Source organism: Bordetella genomosp. 12 (assembly GCF_002261355.1).
Classification (GTDB): domain Bacteria; phylum Pseudomonadota; class Gammaproteobacteria; order Burkholderiales; family Burkholderiaceae_B; genus Bordetella.
In genome coordinates, this window is the sequence record NZ_NEVU01000002.1 from 950328 (window position 1) to 970605 (window position 20278).

The 20278-nt window shown below is 67.3% G+C and carries 21 protein-coding genes; 6 read left to right on the forward strand and 15 right to left on the reverse strand.

The features are described 5' to 3' along the window. Nucleotides 1-7 precede the first annotated feature (7 nt). The 4 genes from CAL22_RS09950 to CAL22_RS09965 form a co-directional block, all read right to left on the reverse strand. Nucleotides 8-472, reverse strand: a complete 465-nt coding sequence (locus CAL22_RS09950; protein ID WP_094812689.1) for a GNAT family N-acetyltransferase — start codon at nt 470-472, stop codon at nt 8-10. A 13-nt stretch (nt 473-485) separates the two neighbouring features. Continuing rightward, a complete protein-coding gene (locus tag CAL22_RS09955) occupies nt 486-977 on the reverse strand; it encodes a glutathione peroxidase (protein ID WP_094812691.1) in 492 nt (163 codons plus the stop codon). A gap of 79 nt (nt 978-1056) precedes the next feature. After that, nucleotides 1057-2238 carry a DUF1501 domain-containing protein gene (locus CAL22_RS09960; protein WP_094812693.1) on the reverse strand — a complete coding sequence of 394 codons (1182 nt, stop codon included), beginning with the start codon at nt 2236-2238 and terminating at the stop codon, nt 1057-1059. A gap of 24 nt (nt 2239-2262) precedes the next feature. Then, complete coding sequence (locus CAL22_RS09965; protein WP_094812695.1) at nt 2263-3798, reverse strand: DUF1800 domain-containing protein; 1536 nt, start codon at nt 3796-3798, stop codon at nt 2263-2265. 167 nt (nt 3799-3965) lie between these two features. Here CAL22_RS09965 and CAL22_RS09970 point away from each other — a divergent pair, with 167 nt between their 5' ends. After that, nucleotides 3966-4289, forward strand: coding sequence for a tetratricopeptide repeat protein (locus tag CAL22_RS09970; RefSeq protein ID WP_094812697.1), 324 nt, complete (start codon nt 3966-3968; stop codon nt 4287-4289). A gap of 7 nt (nt 4290-4296) precedes the next feature. On the opposite strand, the gene phrB is transcribed toward CAL22_RS09970, so the two are convergent. Then, nucleotides 4297-5709: a deoxyribodipyrimidine photo-lyase gene (gene phrB, locus CAL22_RS09975; protein WP_094812699.1), complete on the reverse strand. Its 1413-nt coding sequence runs from the start codon at nt 5707-5709 to the stop codon at nt 4297-4299. A 218-nt stretch (nt 5710-5927) separates the two neighbouring features. Between phrB and CAL22_RS09980 the strand changes: the two genes are divergently transcribed. Continuing rightward, nucleotides 5928-7400 carry a CoA transferase gene (locus CAL22_RS09980; protein ID WP_167383618.1) on the forward strand — a complete coding sequence of 491 codons (1473 nt, stop codon included), beginning with the start codon at nt 5928-5930 and terminating at the stop codon, nt 7398-7400. A 33-nt stretch (nt 7401-7433) separates the two neighbouring features. Next, entirely contained in the window at nt 7434-7793 is a 360-nt protein-coding gene (gene arsC / locus CAL22_RS09985; RefSeq protein WP_094812703.1) for an arsenate reductase (glutaredoxin), read from the forward strand. A gap of 23 nt (nt 7794-7816) precedes the next feature. Here the strand turns inward: arsC and CAL22_RS09990 are convergent, their stop codons facing one another. The 3 genes from CAL22_RS09990 to CAL22_RS10000 form a co-directional block, all read right to left on the reverse strand. Beyond that, entirely contained in the window at nt 7817-8371 is a 555-nt protein-coding gene (locus CAL22_RS09990; protein ID WP_094813579.1) for a peroxiredoxin, read from the reverse strand. Between the two features lie 100 nt (nt 8372-8471). Further along, nucleotides 8472-9734: a YXWGXW repeat-containing protein gene (locus tag CAL22_RS09995; protein ID WP_143276957.1), complete on the reverse strand. Its 1263-nt coding sequence runs from the start codon at nt 9732-9734 to the stop codon at nt 8472-8474. Nucleotides 9735-9858: 124 nt separating this feature from the next. After that, nucleotides 9859-11286, reverse strand: a complete 1428-nt coding sequence (locus CAL22_RS10000; protein WP_094812705.1) for a PLP-dependent aminotransferase family protein — start codon at nt 11284-11286, stop codon at nt 9859-9861. Nucleotides 11287-11375: 89 nt separating this feature from the next. On the opposite strand from CAL22_RS10000, the gene CAL22_RS10005 reads away from it, so the two are divergent. From CAL22_RS10005 to CAL22_RS10015, 3 genes are read left to right on the forward strand one after another with little or no spacing between them, the layout of a single operon-like run. Next, complete coding sequence (locus tag CAL22_RS10005) at nt 11376-11807, forward strand: GNAT family N-acetyltransferase (protein WP_094812707.1); 432 nt, start codon at nt 11376-11378, stop codon at nt 11805-11807. An 11-nt stretch (nt 11808-11818) separates the two neighbouring features. Further along, nucleotides 11819-12421, forward strand: coding sequence for an FMN-dependent NADH-azoreductase (locus CAL22_RS10010; RefSeq protein WP_094812709.1), 603 nt, complete (start codon nt 11819-11821; stop codon nt 12419-12421). Further along, on the forward strand, nt 12418-12849 hold the full coding sequence (locus CAL22_RS10015; protein ID WP_094812711.1) for a carboxymuconolactone decarboxylase family protein: 432 nt from the start codon (nt 12418-12420) through the stop codon (nt 12847-12849). Before CAL22_RS10010 ends, CAL22_RS10015 begins: the two co-directional genes overlap by 4 nt. An 86-nt stretch (nt 12850-12935) precedes the next feature. On the opposite strand, the gene CAL22_RS10020 is transcribed toward CAL22_RS10015, so the two are convergent. From CAL22_RS10020 to CAL22_RS10050, 7 genes are all read right to left on the reverse strand, one after another. Continuing rightward, complete coding sequence (locus tag CAL22_RS10020) at nt 12936-13343, reverse strand: DoxX family protein (RefSeq protein WP_094812713.1); 408 nt, start codon at nt 13341-13343, stop codon at nt 12936-12938. A 210-nt stretch (nt 13344-13553) separates the two neighbouring features. After that, nucleotides 13554-13982 carry a universal stress protein gene (locus CAL22_RS10025; protein ID WP_094812715.1) on the reverse strand — a complete coding sequence of 143 codons (429 nt, stop codon included), beginning with the start codon at nt 13980-13982 and terminating at the stop codon, nt 13554-13556. Between the two features lie 108 nt (nt 13983-14090). Then, nucleotides 14091-14831, reverse strand: coding sequence for an acetoacetyl-CoA reductase (phbB, locus tag CAL22_RS10030; RefSeq protein WP_094812717.1), 741 nt, complete (start codon nt 14829-14831; stop codon nt 14091-14093). Next, a complete protein-coding gene (locus CAL22_RS10035) occupies nt 14821-15291 on the reverse strand; it encodes a hypothetical protein (protein WP_094812719.1) in 471 nt (156 codons plus the stop codon). Before CAL22_RS10035 ends, phbB begins: the two co-directional genes overlap by 11 nt. A gap of 38 nt (nt 15292-15329) precedes the next feature. Next, on the reverse strand, nt 15330-16457 hold the full coding sequence (locus CAL22_RS10040) for an ABC transporter permease (RefSeq protein ID WP_094812721.1): 1128 nt from the start codon (nt 16455-16457) through the stop codon (nt 15330-15332). 3 nt (nt 16458-16460) lie between these two features. Further along, nucleotides 16461-19205: a ribosome-associated ATPase/putative transporter RbbA gene (gene rbbA / locus CAL22_RS10045; RefSeq protein ID WP_094812723.1), complete on the reverse strand. Its 2745-nt coding sequence runs from the start codon at nt 19203-19205 to the stop codon at nt 16461-16463. Beyond that, a complete protein-coding gene (locus tag CAL22_RS10050; protein ID WP_094812725.1) occupies nt 19205-20266 on the reverse strand; it encodes an HlyD family secretion protein in 1062 nt (353 codons plus the stop codon). The genes rbbA and CAL22_RS10050 overlap by 1 nt, the downstream gene beginning before the upstream one ends. Nucleotides 20267-20278 lie beyond the last annotated feature (12 nt).

The following is a 20278-nucleotide window of genomic DNA, read 5'->3' on the forward strand; positions in this document are numbered from 1 at the left end:
CCCTCCTTCATTGCAGCGCGAGCTTCATGCCCTCATGGGTGGCATGAAAGCCCAGCGCGAGATAGAAGCGCTGCGCATCGGCGCGTTGCTTGTCGGTTGTCAGTTGTACCAGAGCGCAGCCGCGCTGGCGGCATTGCTCGATGGCCCATTCGAAAAAAAGGCGGCCGGTGCCGGCGCCGCGCTCGCTGGCCGCCACCCGCACGCTTTCGATCTGGCCGCGCCAGGCGCCCTGGCGCGACAGGCCAGGTATGAAGCTGATCTGCATGCAGCCGATGACCTCGCCGGCGCGCTCGGCCACGGCCAGCAATTGGTTGGCATCGTCGTCGATGGCTGCAAAGGCGCGCACATAGGCACCATTGGGCGGCTGCGTCGGGTCTTCGCGGTTCTGACCCAAGGCGTCGTCACTCAATAGCGCGACCAGCACGGGCAGGTCGGCAGCACGGGCACGGCGAAAGTGCAGGGCGCAGCACATGGCGGGGCGGCGCTCAGGCCGGGGCGGACAGGGCTTGTTCGATGGCGTCGGCCAGACTGACGGGTGCGTCGGTCGGCGCATAGCGCGCGATGACCTGCCCGTCGCGCCCGACCAGAAATTTGGTGAAGTTCCACTTGATGGCTTCGGTGCCCAGCACGCCGGGCTTTTGCTCTTTGAGCCAGCGGTACAAGGGGTGGGCGTCGGCGCCATTGACGTCGATCTTGGCGAACAGCGGAAAGGTGACGCCGTATTGCGTGTCGCAGAACTGGCGGATCTCGGTGGCGTCGCCGGGCTCCTGGCGGCCGAACTGGTTGCAGGGGAAAGCCAGCACGGTAAACCCCTGATCGGCAAAGCGTTGTTGCAGTTCTTCCAGGCCGGAGTACTGCGGGGTAAATCCGCAATGTGAGGCGACGTTGACCACCAGCACGACCTGCCCGCGCCATTGCGCCAGCGGCAATTGCTCGCCGGCAAGGGATGTCGCGCTGAAGTCATAAAGAGTGGTCATGCTGCCTCCGGGGGGTGACGGGCCGGACAGGCCCCGATCCGAAAGTGTAGCTCGCCGCAGCCCCGGCGGCACGAGGCAATCAGACCAACTTCAGATCCAGGGGGCGCACGCCGGGAAACACCGCCGCCAGGCGCTTGGCGTCCATGCCGTAGAGGCGGGCGAAGAGCCCGCCGAACAAGGCGCGGTATTCCGTCAGGACGGGGTAGTCGCGATCCTGGAACAGCTTGCCGGGCGCGACCGCCACCTGTTCGCCGGCAATGCGGCCGCCGCGCACCTGCCCGCCCATGACCCAGTACACGGTGCCATGCCCGTGGTCGGTGCCGCGCGTGCCGTTCTCGCGGAAGGTGCGGCCGAATTCGCTGATGACCACGACGGTGGTTTTCTTCCAGGCCGGGCCCATGGCCTGTGCGTAGGCGTTCAAGGCCTGGCCCAGTTGCTTGAGCTTGCCTGCCAGGGACCCGCGTGCATCGCCCTGATTGACATGGGTATCCCAGCCGCCGACGTCGACAAAGCCCAGGTTGTAGCGCTCGCGCATGAAGCCGGCGATGCGTTGCGATTCCGCCTGCAGACGGCTGACGGTCAGGGACTTGCCATTGGCTTCATTCTGCTCGGCGTCCATGCGCTGGGCCGCGTTCTTGAGATCCATGCCCTCGATCACGCGGTCTTCGAGTTCGGTGCCCTGGTACATCTCGGTGATGATGCGCCCCTGCGTGTCGTTGAGCCGGCCTTTGCGGGCTGCGCCGGCCAGGCTGATGTTGGGCACGCTGGCCTGGCCACGGAAGATCTGGGGCACATCCTGGGTGAACGCGACGGCCGGCATGCCCAGTTGTTGCGCCAGGCGGTTGAGAAAGCCGGAGTTCACGCGGGCCGGCCCGTCGTCGGCGGCCGCGCCGCGCTCGATGCGGTTCTGCGTTTCGAAGTGGCTGCGGGTGAGGTCTTCCGTGCCGGCAAAGGGCACGAAGGCCAGCTCGCCGCGCTGGTAATAGGGCAGCAGCGTGTCGGCCAGGGCCGGGTGCAGGCCCCAGCCGTCGGCCAGCGGCAGCGCGGCATCGGGCCCGCTGCCGGCGCGCGCCACGGCTATGGTGGGGCGGCTTTCGTAATAGAAATCGCTTTGCGGCACCAGGAGGCTGGCCGCGTCGTAGGCGCCGCGCATAAACACCACCAGCAGGCGCTGGTCGGTGGCGGGCGCGGCCAACAGGCGGGTGGCGTGCAGCGTCAGCGGCAGGCTGGCGGCCAGGGTGAGGAAGTCACGGCGTTTCATGGCGGGCCTCGGCAGTCGGGGTGTTCAGCGGCGCATAAAGGGCGGCGCGGCGAGCAGATAGGTGTTGGCGTCGACCACGTTGCGGGTCTGGGCGATGGCATCGCGGCTGGTGGCCGGCCACGCGGCAAAAGGCGACGGTTCGGCGTAGGCCTGGCTCAGGCGCGAGAGTTTCATGCGCGGCCGGGCTTCGTCCTTGGCCTGGTAGAAACTGCCCGTGGCCGCGGCAATAGCGCGCGCGGCTTCGAAGCGCGCGTTGAGCTGCCCGGAGCCAGACCAGTCGTTCTGGGTCAAGGGATAGCCGTCCGGCGTGAGGCGCCCGTAGAGTGGCTGGCCCAGCGTGCCGATCAGCGTGGCCACCGCCTGCGCGTTGATCAGCGGGGGCTGGTCATGCAGTGCCAGGCGCAGCGACGAGTACACATAGTGCACCGGGTCCTTGAACTTGCCGTCCTTGAGTGAGGCCGTGAAGGCCGGCGAGTTGAACAGCACGCGCAATACGGACGCGATATCGCCCTCGCTTTGCTGGTAGGCGCGGGTCAGTTGATCCACCAGCGCCTGGGGAGGCGTATCGGCGACGAAGAAGGTGGCCAGCTTGCGGCTGATGTGGCGCGCCGTGGCCGGATGGCTGGCCAGAATGTCCAGCGCCTGTTCCACCTCGGCCCAGCCGCGGCCTTTGATGGTGTGGCCCAGCAGCACCTTGTCGCCATAATCATGGCGCGCCGGGTTGAACTCGAAGAGCCCGTCGCTGATGAGCTCGGCGGCGTGCGGGCCTTTGGGTTTGGCGGGCTTGCCGCTCAAGTTGATGCCGACGCCCGTGAGCACACGGGCGAGCTCCTGCACGTCGCGCTGGGTGTAGCCGCCATCGACGCCCAGGGTATGCAGCTCGAGCAGTTCCCGGGCGTAGTTCTCATTGACCTTGCCATCGCGGCTGGCGGCATTGTCCAGGTAGACCAGCATGGCGGGCGAGCGCAGGGTGGCGGCCAGCAGGTCGCGGAATTTCCCCAGTGAGCGCGGCCGCAGCGCCTGCGCTTCATACGCATCGAGCGTGACGCCGACATAGCCCTTGTTGAGCCAGACGTTGAAGTGGTTCATCCAGAACCAGGTCATGTGCTCCTGCAGCTGATTGGGCGAATACAGCGCCAGCCAGACGGCGCGTTCGCGCGCCTGCTGGCCTCTTTCGCGCATGGCGCGGTTGGCCTCGCGCCGGGCCTGTAGTTGCTCGTCTGGGTCCTGGATGTGCTTGTTCTGGGCGATGCGCTCGCGCAGCGCGACCGCCGCCTGCGCAGCCGGGATGCTGGAAATGGGCAGCGCGGCGATGCGCGCGGCCACCTCGGGCGGCAAGGCGGCCCGGGCGGGCGGTTTGAGTTGGTTCTGCAGCCAGGCTTCGTAGCCCTGTTGCCGGGCCTGGGCGAGCGTCTCGGGCGTGGCACCCCAGGTGATGCGGTTGATGCGGGCGTAGAGATCATCAGGCACATCGGCGGCACAGGCCTGCGCCGCCAGGCCTGCGGCAAGCAGGAGGGCGGACAGGGTATGGCGCGGGCGGGGCAAGGACAGCGTCATCATGGAGAACCGGGGCAGGGAAACAGCGAATCAGACTGCACTATGGCGGATAAATTCCCGACCCGCGGCGCGCTGAAACGCTACGACACAGATGGTTTTTACCTGTTTGCCGCCCGCGGAGCACTAACATCGGTGGGAATCAACCGCGAATTATCTGGAGTATCAGCGAGATGCAGGGCCTGACCGAACGTCTGGAAGCCATGCTTGCCAAAGGGCAGGACAACATGTTGTTGCGCTTTTCGCTGGGCAAAGCCTACGTCGAAGCCCAGCGCCATGCCCTGGCCGTCGAGCATCTGCGCGCGGCGCTGGCTTTCGACCCCGCCTATTCGATCGCCTGGAAATGGCTGGGACGCGCGCTCCTGGAGTCAGGGGATACGGCAGGCGCGCGCCAGGCCTGGGAGTCCGGCATGGAGGCCGCGCGCGGCCACGGCGACCAGCAGCTCATCAAAGAGCTGACCGTGTTCTTGCGGCGCCTGGACAAACAGGGGCTGTGAGCGCGGCTCAGGCCGGCGCGGACGGCAGGCTGGCAAACGCCTCGATGGCGCGCAGGCGGCTGGTTTTGAGGTCCGCGATGGCCTCGGGATAGCCGGCGGCATGCCGTTGGGCGGCCGACGGCTCGTGGATGGATTTATCGTCCAGGCCGGCCAGTTCAGGCAGCCAGCGGCGCAGAAAAACGCCCTGGGGATCGAATTTGCGCGATTGGGTGATCGGATTGAAGACGCGGAAGTAAGGCACGGCGTCGGCGCCGGTCGAGGCGCTCCATTGCCAGCCGCCATTATTGGCGGCCAGATCGCCGTCGATGAGGTGCGCCATGAACCAGGCCTCGCCCAGGCGCCAGTCCAGCAGCAGGTTTTTGGACAGAAACATCGCGCTGACCATGCGCAGCCGGTTGTGCATCCAGCCGGTGGCCAGCAACTGACGCTGCGCGGCGTCGACCAGCGGAATGCCCGTGCGGCCTTGTTGCCAGGCCGCCAGATCCTCCGGCGCGTCGCGCCAGGCGAGATAGCGGGTTTCGGGCCGCATGGGTTGATGCATGGACAGGGCAGGGTAAGCGGCCAGCAAATGCAGATAGAACTCGCGCCAGAGCAACTCCGTGATCCAGACGCGCGCGCCGGCCTGCCCGCTGTCGATTTCACCTTGATTGTTGCGCAGTGCCGCGCGCAGGCATTGCGCCGCTGAGAGCACACCGCAGGCCAGATAGGGCGATAGCGCGCTGGTGCCGTCCAGGGCGGGAATATCGCGGCGCTCGTGGTAGCGCGGCAATCCCGCGTCGAGGAAATCGCGCAGCCGCGCATGGGCGGCGTCTTCGCCCGCGGGCCACAGCCGCGCGAGCGCCGGGCTGACGGCCGGCCCGATGGCCGGCACGGCTGCCGCGGGCAGGGCCGGGCCTTGCGCTGCCGGCGCGCGTCGTGCCGCCGGGGGTGCGCTGCGCAGGATGTCGCGGCAGGCGCGCGCGTAGGGGGTGAAGACCCGGTAGGGGTCGCCTTTGCCGGTGCGCACGGAGCCCGGCGGCAACAGCGTGCCGCCGTGATGCGTCGTCAAGCTCACACCCAGCGCCTGCAGACGCGCGGCGCAGGCCTGATCGCGGCGCCGCTCATTGATGCCCCACTCGGCATTGATGTGCACGTCGGCGATGCCGTGGTTGGCGCAGAAGGCCGCCAGCGCGTCTGGCGCTTCTGACCAGTCTTGCACCGTCAGGATAGCGAGCTCGATGCCCCGTTGCGCCAGGGTGGCGCCCAGGGCTTGCAGATTGCGCTGCCAGAAATCCACTTTTGCCGCGGCGTCGCCATGCGCGCGCCACTGGCCTGGCGCGGCGAGAAACACCGCACGGACATGGCCCTGGGCGGCGGCCTCGCTCAGGGCAGGGTTGTCATGCAGGCGCAGATCGCTGCGCAGCCAGACCAGGGTATGCATGGGGCATCAGAAGAGAAAAGGGGCAGCGTCATTCTAGCGGCCGCTCGGGGCGCCGGTGTGTATCGGGGCAGATCGCGGCCTGGCTCGCCAAAGGCTTGAAACCCTTGCAAACGGGGCGCGCCGCGCGCGTTGCCGCAGCCGGCGGGCGTGGCGGCGCTTGACGCCGGCCCGCGGGCAGTCATGTAATCGTCATGACCCCCTCACCTGAATTCTGCGCCATGGGAGATTTTATGGACTCGCGCTCCTCCTTCAGTCAGGCCGGCGGCCTCGCCCCGCAGGATGGCCTGGCGTTCTCGGCCTTGCGTGCGCTCTGGCGCGACGCCGGCCTGCCCGCGGCCGCGCTCGACAATGTGGTGCTGTCCGGCCAGGATCCGGTGCTGCCCTCGTCCTTTGCCGTGGGAACGGCGGCGCAGGTCAGTATCGCAGCGGCGGGGCTGGCCGCGGCCGAACTCTGGCATTTGCGCGGCCAGCCCCGGCAGCAGGTGGCCGTCGACATGCTGCATGCCGCCCAGGAGTGCCGTAGCTACTTCACGATCAACGGCGTGATGCCGGATCAGTGGGACAAGATCTCCGGCGCCTACGCCTGTGGCGATGGCGGCTGGGTGCGCATCCACGCCAAATTCGCCCACCATCGCGATGGCGCGCTGGCGTTGCTGGGTTGTCCGACCGGAGAGCGCGCCACGCGCGCCGATGTCGCTCAGGCCCTGCAACGCTGGAAGGCGCTGGAGTTCGAGCAGGTCGCCGCGGATGCCGGTCTGGTCGTGGCAGCCATGCGCCGCTTCGACGAGTGGGACGCGCATCCTCAGGCGGCCGCGCTGGCGGATCAGCCGCTGGTGAGCATCGAGCGGATCGGCGATGCCGATCCGCGGCCCTTGCCGGCGCATGCCGACGTGCTGGCCCGCCCCTTGCAGGGCGTACGCGTGCTGGACCTGACGCGCATCATTGCCGGGCCGATCGGCGGCCGCACGCTGGCCGCGCATGGCGCCGACGTGATGCTGGTCAATTCGCCGCATCTGCCCAATATCGACAACATCATCGAGACCAGCCAGGGCAAACTCTCGGTCCATGCGGACCTGGAGACCGCCGATGGCCGCATCGCGCTGGGCAATCTGCTGCGCAGCGCGCAGGTGTTCGTGCAAGGTTACCGCCCGGGCGGCATGGAAGCCCTGGGTTTTGGGGCGCAGGAAGCCGCGCGCATCCGCCCTGGCATCGTGTATGTGTCGCTGTCGGCTTATGGCGCTCGCGGCCCCTGGGCCAACCGGCGCGGCTTCGATTCGCTGGTGCAGACAGCCACCGGTTTCAATCACGCCGAAGCCCTGGCCGCCGGCCAGGCCGAGCCCAAACCGCTGCCGGTGCAGATCCTGGATTACGCCTCGGGATTTCTTATGGCGTTCGGGGCCCAGGCGGCGCTGCTGCGGCAGGCCACCGAAGGCGGCAGCTGGCAAGTGCGGGTGTCGCTGGCGCGAACCGCCTTGTGGTTGCGCAGCCTGGGCCGGGTCGACGATGGTTTGAACTGCCCCATGCCGGCGGTGGACGATCTGCTCGACACCACGGAAACCGGTTTCGGCACCCTGAGCGCCGTGCGCCATGCCGCAAGGCTGTCGGCCACACCGGCGGTGTGGGTGCGGCCCTCGGCGCCGCCCGGCACGCATCCCACGGTGTGGCCGTTCCAGGGGACGCTGGCGGGGTAGACTAGGGGGCCCATCCCCCCGCAGGAGCTCACGATGTCGCCCACGCATGCCGCCACCATCTATCACAACCCGCGCTGCGGCACGTCACGCACCGTGCTGCAGGCCTTGCAGGATGCCGGTTACACCGTTACGGTCATCGAGTATCTCAAGACGCCGCCTTCGCGCCAGACGCTCGCGGGCCTGATTCAGCAATCGGGCCTGAGCGTGCGCGAAGCGATACGCAGCAAAGAGTCGCTCTATCAGGAACTCGGGCTGGACGATGCGCAGCGCACCGATGATGACCTGCTCGATGCCATGGTCGACAACCCCATCCTCATCAACCGGCCTTTTGTGGTGACCGACAAAGGCGCGCGCCTGTGCCGGCCGGCCGATGTCGTGCAGGACATCCTCTAAGCGCGCCGGCCCGGGCGCGGGCCTTATTTGCCGGCAGGATGGCTGGCGCGCCAGGCCTTGAGGGCTTCGAGCGTGTTGGGCACATGATGCTCGGGGCTGAGGTCGGTGAATTCGTACACCACTTCGCCTGCCGGAGAGATCACATAGGACGTACGTTTTGCGGCCTCGGGGCGTTTATCCGATACCGCGTCGTAGGCCTTCATGATCTTGCCGTCGGTGTCGGCGGCCACCGGAAACTTACCGCCGCATTCGCTGACGGAGAATTTCTTCAGGGTATCGATGTTGTCGGCCGACACGCCGATGACGGTGGCGCCCAGCGCCTGATACTGCGGCACGGCTTCGGCGAAGTTGCGTGCTTCCAGTGAGCATCCCTGCGTGAAGGCGGCCGGATAGAAATACAGCACCACCGGACCTTTCTGCAGCGCCTGGGCCAGGTCGAAGGAAAAAACCTGGCCGCCCTGGGCGGCTTGGGCGGTAAACGGCGCGGCCTTGGCGCCGGGCGCGAGCGTGGCTTGCGCCGCGCCGCCTTGGGTGGCCAGCGCGACAGCGGCAGCCAACATCAGTGCATGCGTTTTCATCGTGGTCTCCTGGGCCATGCCGCCGCTTGCTGCGCAGCGCGGCAGGTCGGCCTCTAATGTACAGACAGAAGGGAAGGACCGCCAGGTACGCGCGGCGGCGTCAGTTGCGCTCCGGCCGCTCGCCGCCACGCCCAGCGCCGCCCTCGGGGCGGCCGCGGCCTTCGGCGCGAGGCGCGCGCGCTTCATGGCCTTGCTGAGGCATGGCGGCCGGCCGCTCGTTGAGGCGTTCGGGCCGGCCGGATGGGGCACTGCCCGCGTTGCCGCGGTGGTCCGCGCCCGGGCGGCTCGCATTGTCGGAGCGGCTGGGGCTGGCGGGCAGGCTGGGCGCAGCCGGCTGGCTGGGACGAGCCTGGCCGCTCGGCGCGGCTGGGCTGCCGCCAGGCCGGCTGCCCGCCACCACGCCGGGCTGGGCAGGCGTGCCGCCGGGCAGGTTGGGGCGGTTTACGCCCTCGGGGCGGTTGCCCGGGCTCTGGCCCTGGCCGCCGGACGGCCGGGCGTTGTCGGGACGGCCGCCGTGCAGCGCGTTGCCGCCGGCCGGGCCATTGCCCGCCGGGTTCGGCTTGCCGGCAGTGCGGTAGTCGTCGCTGTTCCAGCGCATATTGGCGCGCGGCCCGCCAATGGGGGCGTCGGCCACGGTCTGGCGCGGGCCGTCGCCACGTCCGGCCCATTGCCCCCGGTTGTTGCCAGCCCATCGCGCATGGTCCATCTGATCGCGCGAGGGCGGCGTGCGCCGGTCATTGCGCGCGGCGTCTTCCTGCGGATTGGGGCGGCGATCCAGCCCCCCGGGCCCGCCGTTGTAGCTGACGCGGCGCCGATCGTAGTTGTTGATGGTGACGTTGTGGACGTAGACGTTGGTCACGCGGCCGGGATACACATTGGTGATGGCCCGGTTGTAGAAGAAGGCACGGTCGCGCCAATAGCCGCCGACATAGCCCACCCCGAGGTAGCCAAAGCCGTAATTGATGCCGCCATAGAAGCCGACGTGAGGCCCCCAATAGCCGGCATGCCAGCGATAGACGCCCAGATCGAAAGCCCAATAGCCGGGCGTCCAGAGCGCGCCGACATAGGGGGCGACCACCCAGGCGCCGGGCACCCAGTAAAAGCCATAGGGGTTGCGGGCCCAGTAGCCGGGCGTCCAGATGTAGCCTTCGCCGGGCACCGGCGGCTGTTGATACACCGGCAGCGCCGGCGGGGGCTGGTCGCTGACGGCTACCGCGGCCATGTTGGCGGCGGCGGGATCGGCGCTGGCAGGCGCCGCGGCCGCCTCGGGGGGATCGTAGCTGACCTGGGCATGCGCGGGCACGGCACAGGCCAGCAAGGCCAGGCTCACCAGGGGGTGAAAGCGGAAAGGGCGCGGGATCATGCCTAGCTCCAGGGCGTTACGACATCGGGATGCGAATGCTTGCAGTGTGCCCGGATTAGGCCATAAGTGCGGGCCCGGGTTGCACGACGAAACCACTCAGAAACGACTCATTCGTGACCATTGATTACGGCGCCTGCATCCAGCCCAGTGCCAGGGCCAGCCGGCTGACCAGCGCCTGGGCCATTTCCGGCGAGGCGATGTTGGTAAAACCCATCAAGAGGCCGCCGGTGGCGGCGGGCCCCATATGCCATTGGCTCAGGGGCGTGACGGCCAGTCCGGCCTGCAGGGCGAGGGTGGCCAACGGCGCATCGGCCAGCGCCGGATCGCGCAAGCGGGCCAGAATGTGGATGCCGCCAGCCTGCGTTTGTACCTCCAGGTGGCGCCCCAGACGCGCCTGCAGCGCCTGGGCCAGATAGGCGCGGCGGCTGGCATACAGGGTGCGCATCTTGCGCAGATGGCGGGCGAAGTGGCCCTGCTCCAGGAAGCGGGCCGTGGCGGCCTGGGCGGGTAGCGCCGGCCCGGGCAGATGCCAGGCGGCCGCGCGAAAGCGCTCGATCTGGCTTTCTGGCACGACCAGGTAGGCCAGCCGCAGCCCGGGGAACAACACTTTGCTGAAGGTGCCGGTATACAGCACCCGGCCGCCGCTATCGAGGCTTTTGAGCGCTGGCAAGGGGCGGCCGTGGTAGCGGAACTCGCTGTCGTAATCGTCTTCGATGATCCACGCCTGCTGCTGACCGGCCCATTCGAGCAGGGCCAGGCGGCGAGGCAGGGACAGCGCCACGCCCAAGGGGCTTTGATGCGTGGGGGTGACCACGGCAAAGCGCGCGGTCTCGGCAAGGCGCCTGCCCTGCTGCACATCCAGCCCCTGTTCATCGACGGGAACCGGCGCCAGGCGCATGCCCGCGCGCTCGAGAAAGTCGCGCGCGTGACGATAACCGGGTTCTTCGTGCCACCCGAAGTCGCCGCGCTGCAGCACGGCCTGGCAGACGAGTTCCAGCGCGCCGCGGTAGCCCTGGGTGACGAATACCTGCCCGGGGCTGCACGCGATGCCGCGCGAGATGCCCAGATAGCTGGCGATGGCCCGCCGCAGGTCTTCGCTGCCGTTGGGCGCGGGGTATATCAGGGCGGCGGCGCTCATGTCGCGGGCGGCATGCGCGGCCAGACGCGCCCAGGTCTTGCGCGGAAAGGCGTCCAGGGCCGGCAGGCCGAGCTGAAACGGCCAAGGCTGCGGCTGGCCGTCGCTGGCCGGGCGGGCCGTGGCGGTGGCCGGCGCGGCTTGCGGCAGGGCCGCGGGAGCGGCCGCTAACTGCGGCGACACCACGGTGCCGGCCGGCCCGCGCGGCAGTAAATAACCCTCGCTGGCCAGCAGTTGGTAGGCCAGTTCGACGGTGCCGCGGGCCAGGTTGAGCTCGCTGGCCAGGCTGCGCACCGACGGCACGCGATCGCCCGGCCGCAGCCGGCCGGCGGCGATGGCCTCGCGCAGGCGTGCGTACAACTGCAGGTAGATGGCCGGCCCCCCCTCGCGGCTGGGCCTGAGTTGCTGGACGTCCATGTTCTATGGCCTAGTCAATTAATCAATTCTTGCACCTATTGTATGGGCCATTATTTTCCTAAAGTGAGGGCTCGACGACAAGGAGCAATATGAGTTCCCTCCGCTTTAACCATATCGAAACCGATGCCGAATACCTGGCCAGTTTCGCTGTCATGCAGGAGCTGCGCCCGCATCTGCGCGACGCCGACGCCTACCGGCAGCAATTGCGCCGCCAGGCCGGGCAGGGGTATCGCCTGCTGGCGGCCTGGCAGGACGACCAGGTCCAGGGCCTGGCCGGCTACCGCTGGCAGGAAAACCTGATTTACGGCCGTTTCATCTACGTCGATGATCTGGTGACCACGTCGGCGGCCCGCAGCCACGGTGTGGGCGCCATGCTGATCGAAGCCGTGCGCCAGCAGGCCCGCCAGCAGGGTTGCGCCCATCTGGTGCTGGACACCGCCCTGGGCAATGCGCTGGGTCAACGGTTTTACTTCCGTCAGGGCCTGCTGGCGGCCGGGATGCATTTTCGCCAGTCTCTGTAGCGGGGCACGCCATGAAACAACTGTATTTTCTGGATTGCAGTCCGCACGGCGAAGGGTCGTTGGGGCCGCGGCTGGTGCGTGAGGCCCTGGCCGACGCTCAGGTGCCGCGCGTGCTGACCCGCAGCCTGGGCACGCGGCCGCTGGCGCCGCTGAGCACCGACTACGCCGAGAGCGTGACCAGCGGCGCTGGCCGGGACGCCGCGGCCTTCACGCTTTCCGAACAATTGATCGGTGAGCTCGAAGCCAGCGATGCGCTGTTGATCAGCACCCCTATGCACAATTTCGCGGTGCCCGCGGCGCTCAAGCTCTGGCTGGACTATGTGCTGCGCATGGGGCGCAGCTTCACGGTCACGGCGTCGGGCAAGACAGGTCTGTTACGCGACCGCCCGACCCTGGTGCTGGTGCGTTCCGGCGGCGTGTTTCGCGGCGAGCAGGCGCGCCAACCCGATTTTCTGACCGATTACCTGCGCTATGCCCTGTCCATTCTGGGCTTTCACGAGGTGCGCTTTGCCTATGTGCAGGGCTTGACCCCGCAAGCCGACGAGCTGGCGCTGGCGCGCCAGATGCTGGCCGATTTTTTCCATCCCCTGACCGTTACCGGAGAACCTACATGACCGCTTTGCGCCTGCCTTACAACACCCTGGCTTCCGAGGCATACCACGGCTTTATCGCGACCAAGAAAGCCTTGGACAAAAGCACGCTGGGCAAGGCCCTGATCGAGCTGGTGTATCTGCGGGTGTCGCAGATCAACGGCTGCGCTTTTTGTCTGGAAATGCACGCGGCGGCGCTGCGGGCTGGCGGCATGCCGCAGGGCAAGATCGACAGCCTGGCCGGATGGCATGCGAGCGCGCAGTTCGATGCGCGCGAGCGCGCCGCCCTGACCTGGACCGACTCCCTGGTTTATGTCGGCCAGACTCACGCGCCGGACGCCGACTTCGAGCCGCTCAAGGCCCATTTCAGCGATACCGAGATCGCCGATCTGAGTTTCGCCATTGCGTTGATGAGCGCCTTCAACCGCCTGGCCATAGGCATGCGCCAGTAGCGCGGCGTAGCGGCCCGCGCGGCCGTGCATGAAAAACCCCCGCGGCCTGACGTCAGACCGCGGGGGTGATGCCGGGGACCGGGGCGTCAGTTCCAGCGGCCGCCCGTGCCGCCCAGGCTGTAGCGCCCGGCGCCGGTGAACATCAAGGCCAGGGCGGTAAAGAGGTACATGCCCTGCAGCTCCAGCGCCCAACCGCCGCTTTGCGGATTGATGCTGCCAAACTGGCCGGCGTGCACCAGCATCAAGGCGACGATCATATTGGCGAAAACCAGGAAGGCGCCCAGCCGCGAGAACACCCCGACGATGAGCAGTACGGGGCCCACGATTTCGCCCAGGTAAACGCCATAGGCCAGAAAGCCCGGCAAGCCATGCGATGACAGCATGCCGGCGATGCCGCCCACGCCGCTACCCAGCTTGAACAAGCCGTGCATGAGAATGAGGATGCCCAGCGCCAGACGCAGGATCAGTTTGCCGATATCGTCAGATTTATTCATAGCGGTCTCGCCGGTGGAGTGAGGCAGGTTGATTGAGGCAAAACGCCTCACGGGGACAGGCGCGGCCATTATTGCAAATTCCGTTCGAACGGCACAAGCCTGACGCCGCCCACCCTGACCGCCCGGGGCCGAGCCCATGGCGCCGGCCATGCCCGGCGATGCGAAGAAAGCGGGCCGCAGCCCGCTGTGCCTGGCGTGTCCCTGGCTGGCTTACTTGACCAGCGTGACCGGCACGGCAGAGAGGTGTATCACCTTTTGCGCCACCGAGCCCAGCACCAGCCCGCCCACAGCGCCCAGACCGCGCGTACCCATCACGATGCGATCGCAGTGTTTTTCTTTGGCGTAATCGGCGATGGTCTGCCCCAGCGGCCCGGCGCGCATATCGGCCTGGAAGCGCACGCCGCTGGCCCGGGCTGCAGCCAGGGCGCCGGCCAGGGCCGCGTCGGACTCGGCCTTGTAATAGTTATCGATGGTGTCCTTGCTCAGGAACATCTTGGCGTGGCCCGAGATGATGGGCAGTTGCACATTGAGCAGGTGAATCTGCGCGTCGCCGCCGCTTTCTTTGGCCAGGCCGATGGCATCGTTGAGCGCGCGCAGCGCGCAGTCGGAACCGTCAATGGGGACAAGAATATTCAGCATGGCGACCTCTCTGTCTGCATGTTATGTGAAAAGAAATCCGCGTATCCATTCTAGGCTGGCCTGGCGTGGCCGGTCTTGACCGCGCGCAATCGGCGCGCGGCAAGACGGTCAGTACTGGCCACCGTTCATGGCAACGTTGCTCCCGGTCATGAAGCCGGCGAGCTCGCTGCAGATAAAGGCGATGAGGGCGGCGATTTCTTCGGGTTTGCCGAGGCGGCCCACCGGGATCTGCGGCAAGACCGTCTCGCGCAGCACGTCGGGCGGCACCGCCGCGACCATGGGCGAGTCCAGATAACCCGGCGACACCGTGTTGACGGTCACGCCTTTGCGCGCGACTTCCAGCGCCAGGGATTTGGTAAAGCCATGGATGCCGGCCTTGGCGGCGGCATAGTTGGTCTGCCCGAACGCGCCCTTAAACCCATTGACCGAGGAGATGTTGACGATGCGGCCCCAGCCGCGCGAGGTCATGCCCTCGAGGAAGGGCTGGGTCATGTTGAACATGGAGTCCAGGTTGGTGCGCAATACCTCGCTCCACGCTTCGGGGCGCATTTTGCGCAGGCTGGCATCGCGCGTGACGCCGGCGTTGTTGACCAGGATGTCCACGGTCAAACCATCGGCAGCCAGCGCCTCAGCCAAGTGGCGGCAGCTGCCGTGGTCGCCGACGTCCACGCCGTAGGCCAGGAATTCGCGCCCCGCGGCCTGTTGCGCCCGCAGCCAGGCCTCGGCGGCCGTGCCGCGCTGGTGGCAGGTGATGATGACCCGGTGGCCCGCGCCATGCAGGGCGTGCGCCACGGCCTGGCCCAGCGCGCCCATGCCGCCAGTGACCAGTGCCGTGCGCTTAGCTTTCATGCCGCTCTCCCAGTGTGCGCAGGGATTGGGTGGCGGCGGACATTTGTTCGGCCAGGGTGGTCCACATCCGGCCCGCGGGCGATCCGCTCAGGCCATTGCAGGCCGTGCCCGCTTCCTGCAGCCAGGCATTGCCCGCCTGCGATAGGCCGGCGGCTAGCGCGGCCTGTTCGGACAGCACGGTGTGGACGACGGCCGAGGTGGCGTCCAGGCGTGCCTGCCATTGCTGGCGGGCGACATCGCCCAGCGCCGGGGCGAGGGTCTGCCAGTCGTGCGTCTGCGTCAAGGGGGCGAACGTGGATTGAACGCGGCTGGCGTTGTCGCCCCAGAGGTGCTGGGCCAGCGCGGCCCAACGGCCCTGGCTCTCCTGCGCCAGGGCGGCCAGGCGCTGGCAGTACGCCAGATTGGCGGTGAACAGCGAGGCCGCCGGCGGGGTGCTGGGTTTTGAAGTGGTTTTCTTCATGATCCTTCCTTGCAAAAGGTGAAAAGGAGGAGCCCGGGTCAGGCAAGCTGACTGAGGGTCTTGCGAAAACGCCCGAGCGAAAAGGCAAACAAGAGGCTGCCTATGACCAACAGCGCCAGAAACGGCGCCCACACAACATTCAGCCCCGCGCCTCGGTACAGGATAGCCTGCCCCAATTCCACAAAATGTGTGGTGGGCGCGGCCAGCATGATGTCCTGAACGAACTGCGGCATGCTTTCACGCGGGGTATTGCCGCCCGAGAGCATCTGCAGGGGCAGCAGCACCAGCACCAGCAGCATGCCGAACTGCGGCATGCTGCGGGCCAGCGTCGCCAGGAAGATGCCCATGGAAGTGGTGGCAAACAGGTGCAGGGCCGCGCCGGTCAGAAACAGGGCGACCGAGCCTTCGATGGGGATGTGCAGGGCGCCGCGTACGACGAAAGTGAGCGACAGGCCGGCGGCCACCAGCACGACCAGCCCCATGGACCAGACTTTGGCCAGCATGATCTCGGCCGGCGTGACGGGCATGACCAGCAGATGCTCGATCGTGCCGTGCTCGCGTTCGCGGATGAGCGCCGCGCCGGTCAGGATGATGGACAACATGGTGACGTTGTTGATGATTTCCATCATGGCGCCGAACCAGGCCTGCGTCAGGTTGGGGTTGAAACGCATGCGCACGGCCAGGTCTACCGCGGGCGTGTCGGCCTTGCGGTAGCGTTTGACGAAGGCGTCGACCTCGTCGCTGATGATCTGCTGGATGTAGCCGCTGCCGGTAAAGGCCTGGCTCATGCGGGTGGCGTCGATATTGAGTTGAATCTCGGCCGGCCGTCCGGCCAGGACATCGCGCTGGAAGTTGGGGGGAATGTTGATCCAGAAGGTGTACAGCCCGCGATCCATGCCCGCGTCGGCCTGCGCGGCCGTGACATGGGCCGGGGGCGTGAAGTGCGGCGGATAAAAGGCCGCCACGATGCGTTGCGACATGGGCGAGGCGTCTTCGTCGACCACCGCAATGGGGGCGTTGTGCAGCGTCTCGGGCACCGCCGTGGCGGCGGTGTAGATCATGAGGGTGAAGGACACCGCGATGAGGATGAGCATCATCGGGTCGCGGGCCAGGCTCCAGAGCTCTTTGACGCCCAGCCGGTAAATATTGGCGATGTGGCGGCCCATGATCTATACCTCCTGCTTTTTGAGCAGCAAGACCGACGCGCCCAGCAGCACGGGCACGGCAATCAGCAGCGGCCAGAACGAACTGTAGAGGTCCTGCATGTGCAAGGCCTTGCTGAACACGCCGCGCGAGATGGTCAGCATATGCGTGGCCGGATAGATCTGGCCGATCAGCCGTCCGCCGCCCTCGAGCGAGGACACCGGGTTGATCAGGCCGGCGAACTGCACGGCGGGCACCATGGTGCCCATCATGGTGAAAAACAGCGCCGCGATCTGGCTGCGCGTAAAGGTCGAGGCCAGCAAGCCGATGGCGGTCGCGATGACGCTATAGATGAGCGCGGCAAGCAGCAATGTGGCAAAGCTGCCCGTGATGGGGACATCGAAGACCGTCACGGCCAGCAATACCATGAGCAGAAAGTTCAGCATCGCCAGCGCGACATAGGGCGCCTGCTTGCCCAACAGAAACTCCAGCCGGGTGACGGGCGTGACGTAAAGATTGATGATGGACCCCAGTTCTTTCTCGCGCACCACCGACAGCGCGGTGAGCATCGCGGGCATCATGAGCAGCAACAGGGGAATCACCGCCGGCACCATGGCAGGCAGGCTGCGCACATCGGGGTTGTAGCGAAAGCGCGACTCGATGCTCACCGCCAGATGCGTCGAGCTGCCTGACTGTTTTCTCGCCTGCTCCAGCAGCCACCCTTGGTGCATGCCTTGCACATAGCCGCGCACGGTTTCGGCGCGTTGCGGCATGGCGCCATCTACCCAGATCCCGATCTGCACGTCCTTGCCGCGCTGCACGTCGCGCGCGAAGCCGGCCGGGATCTCGATGGCCAGGGCGAGTTTTCCGGCTCGCATGCGCTGATCCATATCGGCGTAATCGGTGATGGGAGGCTGCTCGATGAAGTAGCGCGAACCCGACAGGTTCAGCGCGTAGTCCTGGCTCAGGCCGGTCTGGTCGCGGTCCAGCACGGCGTAGCGCAGGTCTTCGACGTCCATGCTGATGCCAAAGCCCATGACGAACATGAGAATCAGCGAGCCGACCAGGGCCAGGGTGGCGCGCACCGGATCACGGCGCAGCTCCAGCGCTTCGCGCCACATATAGCTGGCCGCACGGCTGATGTGAAAACCTTTGAGGTGATGGCTGGCCGCCTTGGCGCTGTCCGGAGCGGGCGCGCTTGGCGGGGCCGCGGGCGGCGCGCTGGGCTGCGGCCGGGTGCCGGCGCCGGCCTGCACCAGGTAGTCGATGAAGGCATCCTCCAGCGTGGCGGCGCCGCAATGGCGCGTGATGGCTTCGGGCGTGTCGCTGACCAGCACCTTGCCCGCATGCATGAGCGAGATTCTGTCGCAGCGCTGCGCTTCGTTCATGAAGTGGGTGGAGATGAAGATGGTCACCTGGTCCTGTCGGGCCAGATCGATCAGCAGGCGCCAGAAATTGTCGCGCGCCACGGGATCCACCCCCGAGGTGGGCTCATCGAGGATGAGCAACTCCGGCTTGTGGACCATGGCCACGGCCAGCGACAGGCGCTGACGCACGCCCAGCGGCAGACTGTCCGGCAGGCTGTCCAGGACGTCGGCCAGGTCGAAGCGTTCGACCATGGCCTGCACCCGGGCCGGGATGTCGGCCTCGGGCACATGAAAAAGCCGGGCGTGCAGCACCAGGTTCTGGCGCACGGTGAGTTCGCCGTAGAGCGAAAAAGCCTGCGACATATAGCCCACGCGCCGCCGGGTGTCGATGTCGCGCGGGTCGACTTCGTGGCCGAACAGCCAGGCCTGGCCCTCGCTGGCCGGCAAGAGCCCGGTGAGCATCTTCATGGTGGTGGACTTGCCGCAGCCGTTCGAACCTAGAAAGCCGAAGATCTCGCCCTTGCGGATGCGGAAATTGACGTGGTCGACGGCCACGAAGTCGCCGAAACGCATGGTCAGATCGCGCGCTTCGATGGCGACTTGCGCGTTGTCGTCCACGGCCAGCGGCTGAATCACCACGGGCTGGTGGCCGCGCTTTCTTTCCTCGGGCAGCAGGGCGATGAACGCTTCCTCCAGCGAACTGCTGCCGGTGGAGGCAAGCAGTTCGGCCGGCGTGCCGGTGGCCAGGACGCGGCCGGCGTCCATGGCGATGAGCCAGTCAAAGCCCTGGGCCTCGTCCATGTAGGCCGTGGCCACGATGACGCTCATGCCCGGGCGGTCCTGGCGGATGCTGCCGATGAGGGCCCAGAATTGCGCCCGCGCCAGCGGATCGACGCCGGTGGTGGGCTCGTCCAGGATGAGCAGATCCGGATCATGGATGAGCGCGCAGCACAGCCCCAGTTTTTGTTTCATGCCGCCCGAGAGCTTGCCGGCCGGCCGATCCAGAAAGGCGTCCAGGCCGGTGGCGCGGGTCAGCTCGTCGATGCGGCGCCGGCGTTCGGCCGCATCATGGCCGAAGAGTCGGCCGAAGAACTGCAGATTTTCCTCGACCGACAGGGTGGGGTAGAGGTTTTTGCCCAGGCCCTGCGGCATGTAGGCGATACGCGGGCAGACTTGCTCGCGATGCTGCGCGTCGGCCATATCGCCACCCAGCACCATGACCTTGCCCGCTTGCACCGCGCGCGAGCCGGCCACCAGCGCCAGCAGGCTGGACTTGCCCACGCCATCCGGGCCGATCAGGCCCACCATGCGCGCGGCCGGGAAGTCCTGGGTCAGGTCGTCCAGCGCGACGGTCTTGCCATAGTGCTGGCTGACATGCTCAAGCCGGGCGACAGGCTCGCTCATCACGGCACCTTGACTTCGAGATTGGCGGGCCAGGCCGCATCGGGATCGAGCTTGATCCAGGCCACGCCCGGCAGGCCGGTCTTGACCTGTTCGAGGTGGCGCTGCAGCAGCTCAGGGCTGATCTGCGCCTTGACGCGGAACATGAGTTTCTGGCGTTCGCTGGCCGTCTCCACGGTTTTGGGCGTGAACTGCGCGGTGCTGGCGACATAGCTGACCGAGGCCGGAATGACGAATTGCGGCGCGGCGTCCAGGATGATGTGCACTTCCGTGCCCAGGGCCACCTTGCCGGCCGCCTGCTCGGGCAAAAAGAAGGTCAGGTAGACATCGGAGAGATCCACCAGGTTCAGCACCTTGCCGCCGGCGCCGAGGACTTCGCCAGGCTGGGCCACGCGATACTGCACCCGGCCGTCGCGCGGCGCGCGCAGTTCGCTGTCGACGATGTCGGCTTGCACGCGGGCCACGGTGGCCTGCGCGGCTTCGATGGCCGAGCCCGCGCCGATTTCTTCCGCCTGGGCGGCCTGGATGGCGGCGTCGGCGGCGGCCACTTGCGCGCGGGCGGCCGCCACCGCGGCTTCGGCGCTGCGCACGCGGGCACGGTCATCGTCCAGTTCCTGGATGGACGAGGCGCCTTCCTTGGACAGGGTCTGCGAGCGGGCCAGGCGGCGGCGCGCGGCGTCCAGTTCGCTTTCGCGCTGCACCACGACCGCCTGCGAAGCCTGCTTGTCGCTGCGGCGCAGGGCGACCTGCGCCCGGGCGCTGGCCGCCGCGTTGATGGCCTGTTGGTGTTGGGCGCGTGCTTCGGCGTGCTGCGCGTTGAGCGTGTCGATCTGCATGCGGGCCAGGGGTTGCCCGGCTTTGACGAAGGCGCCCTCATTGACCAATACATCCTCCACGCGGCCAGCCAACTTGGTGGCGACGTCGATCTCGGTGGCTTCGATACGGCCATTGCCGCTGACGAAGCCGTCTCCGGGGCCCCGGTCGTTGAAGGTGCGCCAACCGTAGTAACCGAGCAAGGCCACGACGGCGACGATGGCCAGGGGCAGAATTTTTCGGGCATTCATCTTGGAGACCTC

Bases quoted from the DNA above. Each gene is read 5' to 3' on its own strand.
- CAL22_RS09965 (WP_094812695.1), bottom strand. From the start codon at position 3,798: ATGATGACGCTGTCCTTGCCCCGCCCGCGCCATACCCTGTCCGCCCTC.
- CAL22_RS09995 (WP_143276957.1), bottom strand. From the start codon at position 9,734: ATGATCCCGCGCCCTTTCCGCTTTCACCCCCTGGTGAGCCTGGCCTTG.
- CAL22_RS10050 (WP_094812725.1), bottom strand. From the start codon at position 20,266: ATGAATGCCCGAAAAATTCTGCCCCTGGCCATCGTCGCCGTCGTGGCC.
- CAL22_RS09990 (WP_094813579.1), bottom strand. From the start codon at position 8,371: ATGAAAACGCATGCACTGATGTTGGCTGCCGCTGTCGCGCTGGCCACC.
- CAL22_RS10015 (WP_094812711.1), top strand. From the start codon at position 12,418: ATGACCGCTTTGCGCCTGCCTTACAACACCCTGGCTTCCGAGGCATAC.
- CAL22_RS10000 (WP_094812705.1), bottom strand. From the start codon at position 11,286: ATGGACGTCCAGCAACTCAGGCCCAGCCGCGAGGGGGGGCCGGCCATC.
- CAL22_RS09980 (WP_167383618.1), top strand. From the start codon at position 5,928: ATGGGAGATTTTATGGACTCGCGCTCCTCCTTCAGTCAGGCCGGCGGC.
- CAL22_RS10020 (WP_094812713.1), bottom strand. From the start codon at position 13,343: ATGAATAAATCTGACGATATCGGCAAACTGATCCTGCGTCTGGCGCTG.
- phrB (WP_094812699.1), bottom strand. From the start codon at position 5,709: ATGCATACCCTGGTCTGGCTGCGCAGCGATCTGCGCCTGCATGACAAC.
- CAL22_RS09955 (WP_094812691.1), bottom strand. From the start codon at position 977: ATGACCACTCTTTATGACTTCAGCGCGACATCCCTTGCCGGCGAGCAA.
- phbB (WP_094812717.1), bottom strand. From the start codon at position 14,831: ATGAAAGCTAAGCGCACGGCACTGGTCACTGGCGGCATGGGCGCGCTG.
- CAL22_RS09970 (WP_094812697.1), top strand. From the start codon at position 3,966: ATGCAGGGCCTGACCGAACGTCTGGAAGCCATGCTTGCCAAAGGGCAG.
- CAL22_RS09950 (WP_094812689.1), bottom strand. From the start codon at position 472: ATGTGCTGCGCCCTGCACTTTCGCCGTGCCCGTGCTGCCGACCTGCCC.
- CAL22_RS09960 (WP_094812693.1), bottom strand. From the start codon at position 2,238: ATGAAACGCCGTGACTTCCTCACCCTGGCCGCCAGCCTGCCGCTGACG.
- arsC (WP_094812703.1), top strand. From the start codon at position 7,434: ATGTCGCCCACGCATGCCGCCACCATCTATCACAACCCGCGCTGCGGC.
- CAL22_RS10005 (WP_094812707.1), top strand. From the start codon at position 11,376: ATGAGTTCCCTCCGCTTTAACCATATCGAAACCGATGCCGAATACCTG.
- CAL22_RS10025 (WP_094812715.1), bottom strand. From the start codon at position 13,982: ATGCTGAATATTCTTGTCCCCATTGACGGTTCCGACTGCGCGCTGCGC.
- rbbA (WP_094812723.1), bottom strand. From the start codon at position 19,205: ATGAGCGAGCCTGTCGCCCGGCTTGAGCATGTCAGCCAGCACTATGGC.
- CAL22_RS10035 (WP_094812719.1), bottom strand. From the start codon at position 15,291: ATGAAGAAAACCACTTCAAAACCCAGCACCCCGCCGGCGGCCTCGCTG.
- CAL22_RS10010 (WP_094812709.1), top strand. From the start codon at position 11,819: ATGAAACAACTGTATTTTCTGGATTGCAGTCCGCACGGCGAAGGGTCG.
- CAL22_RS10040 (WP_094812721.1), bottom strand. From the start codon at position 16,457: ATGGGCCGCCACATCGCCAATATTTACCGGCTGGGCGTCAAAGAGCTC.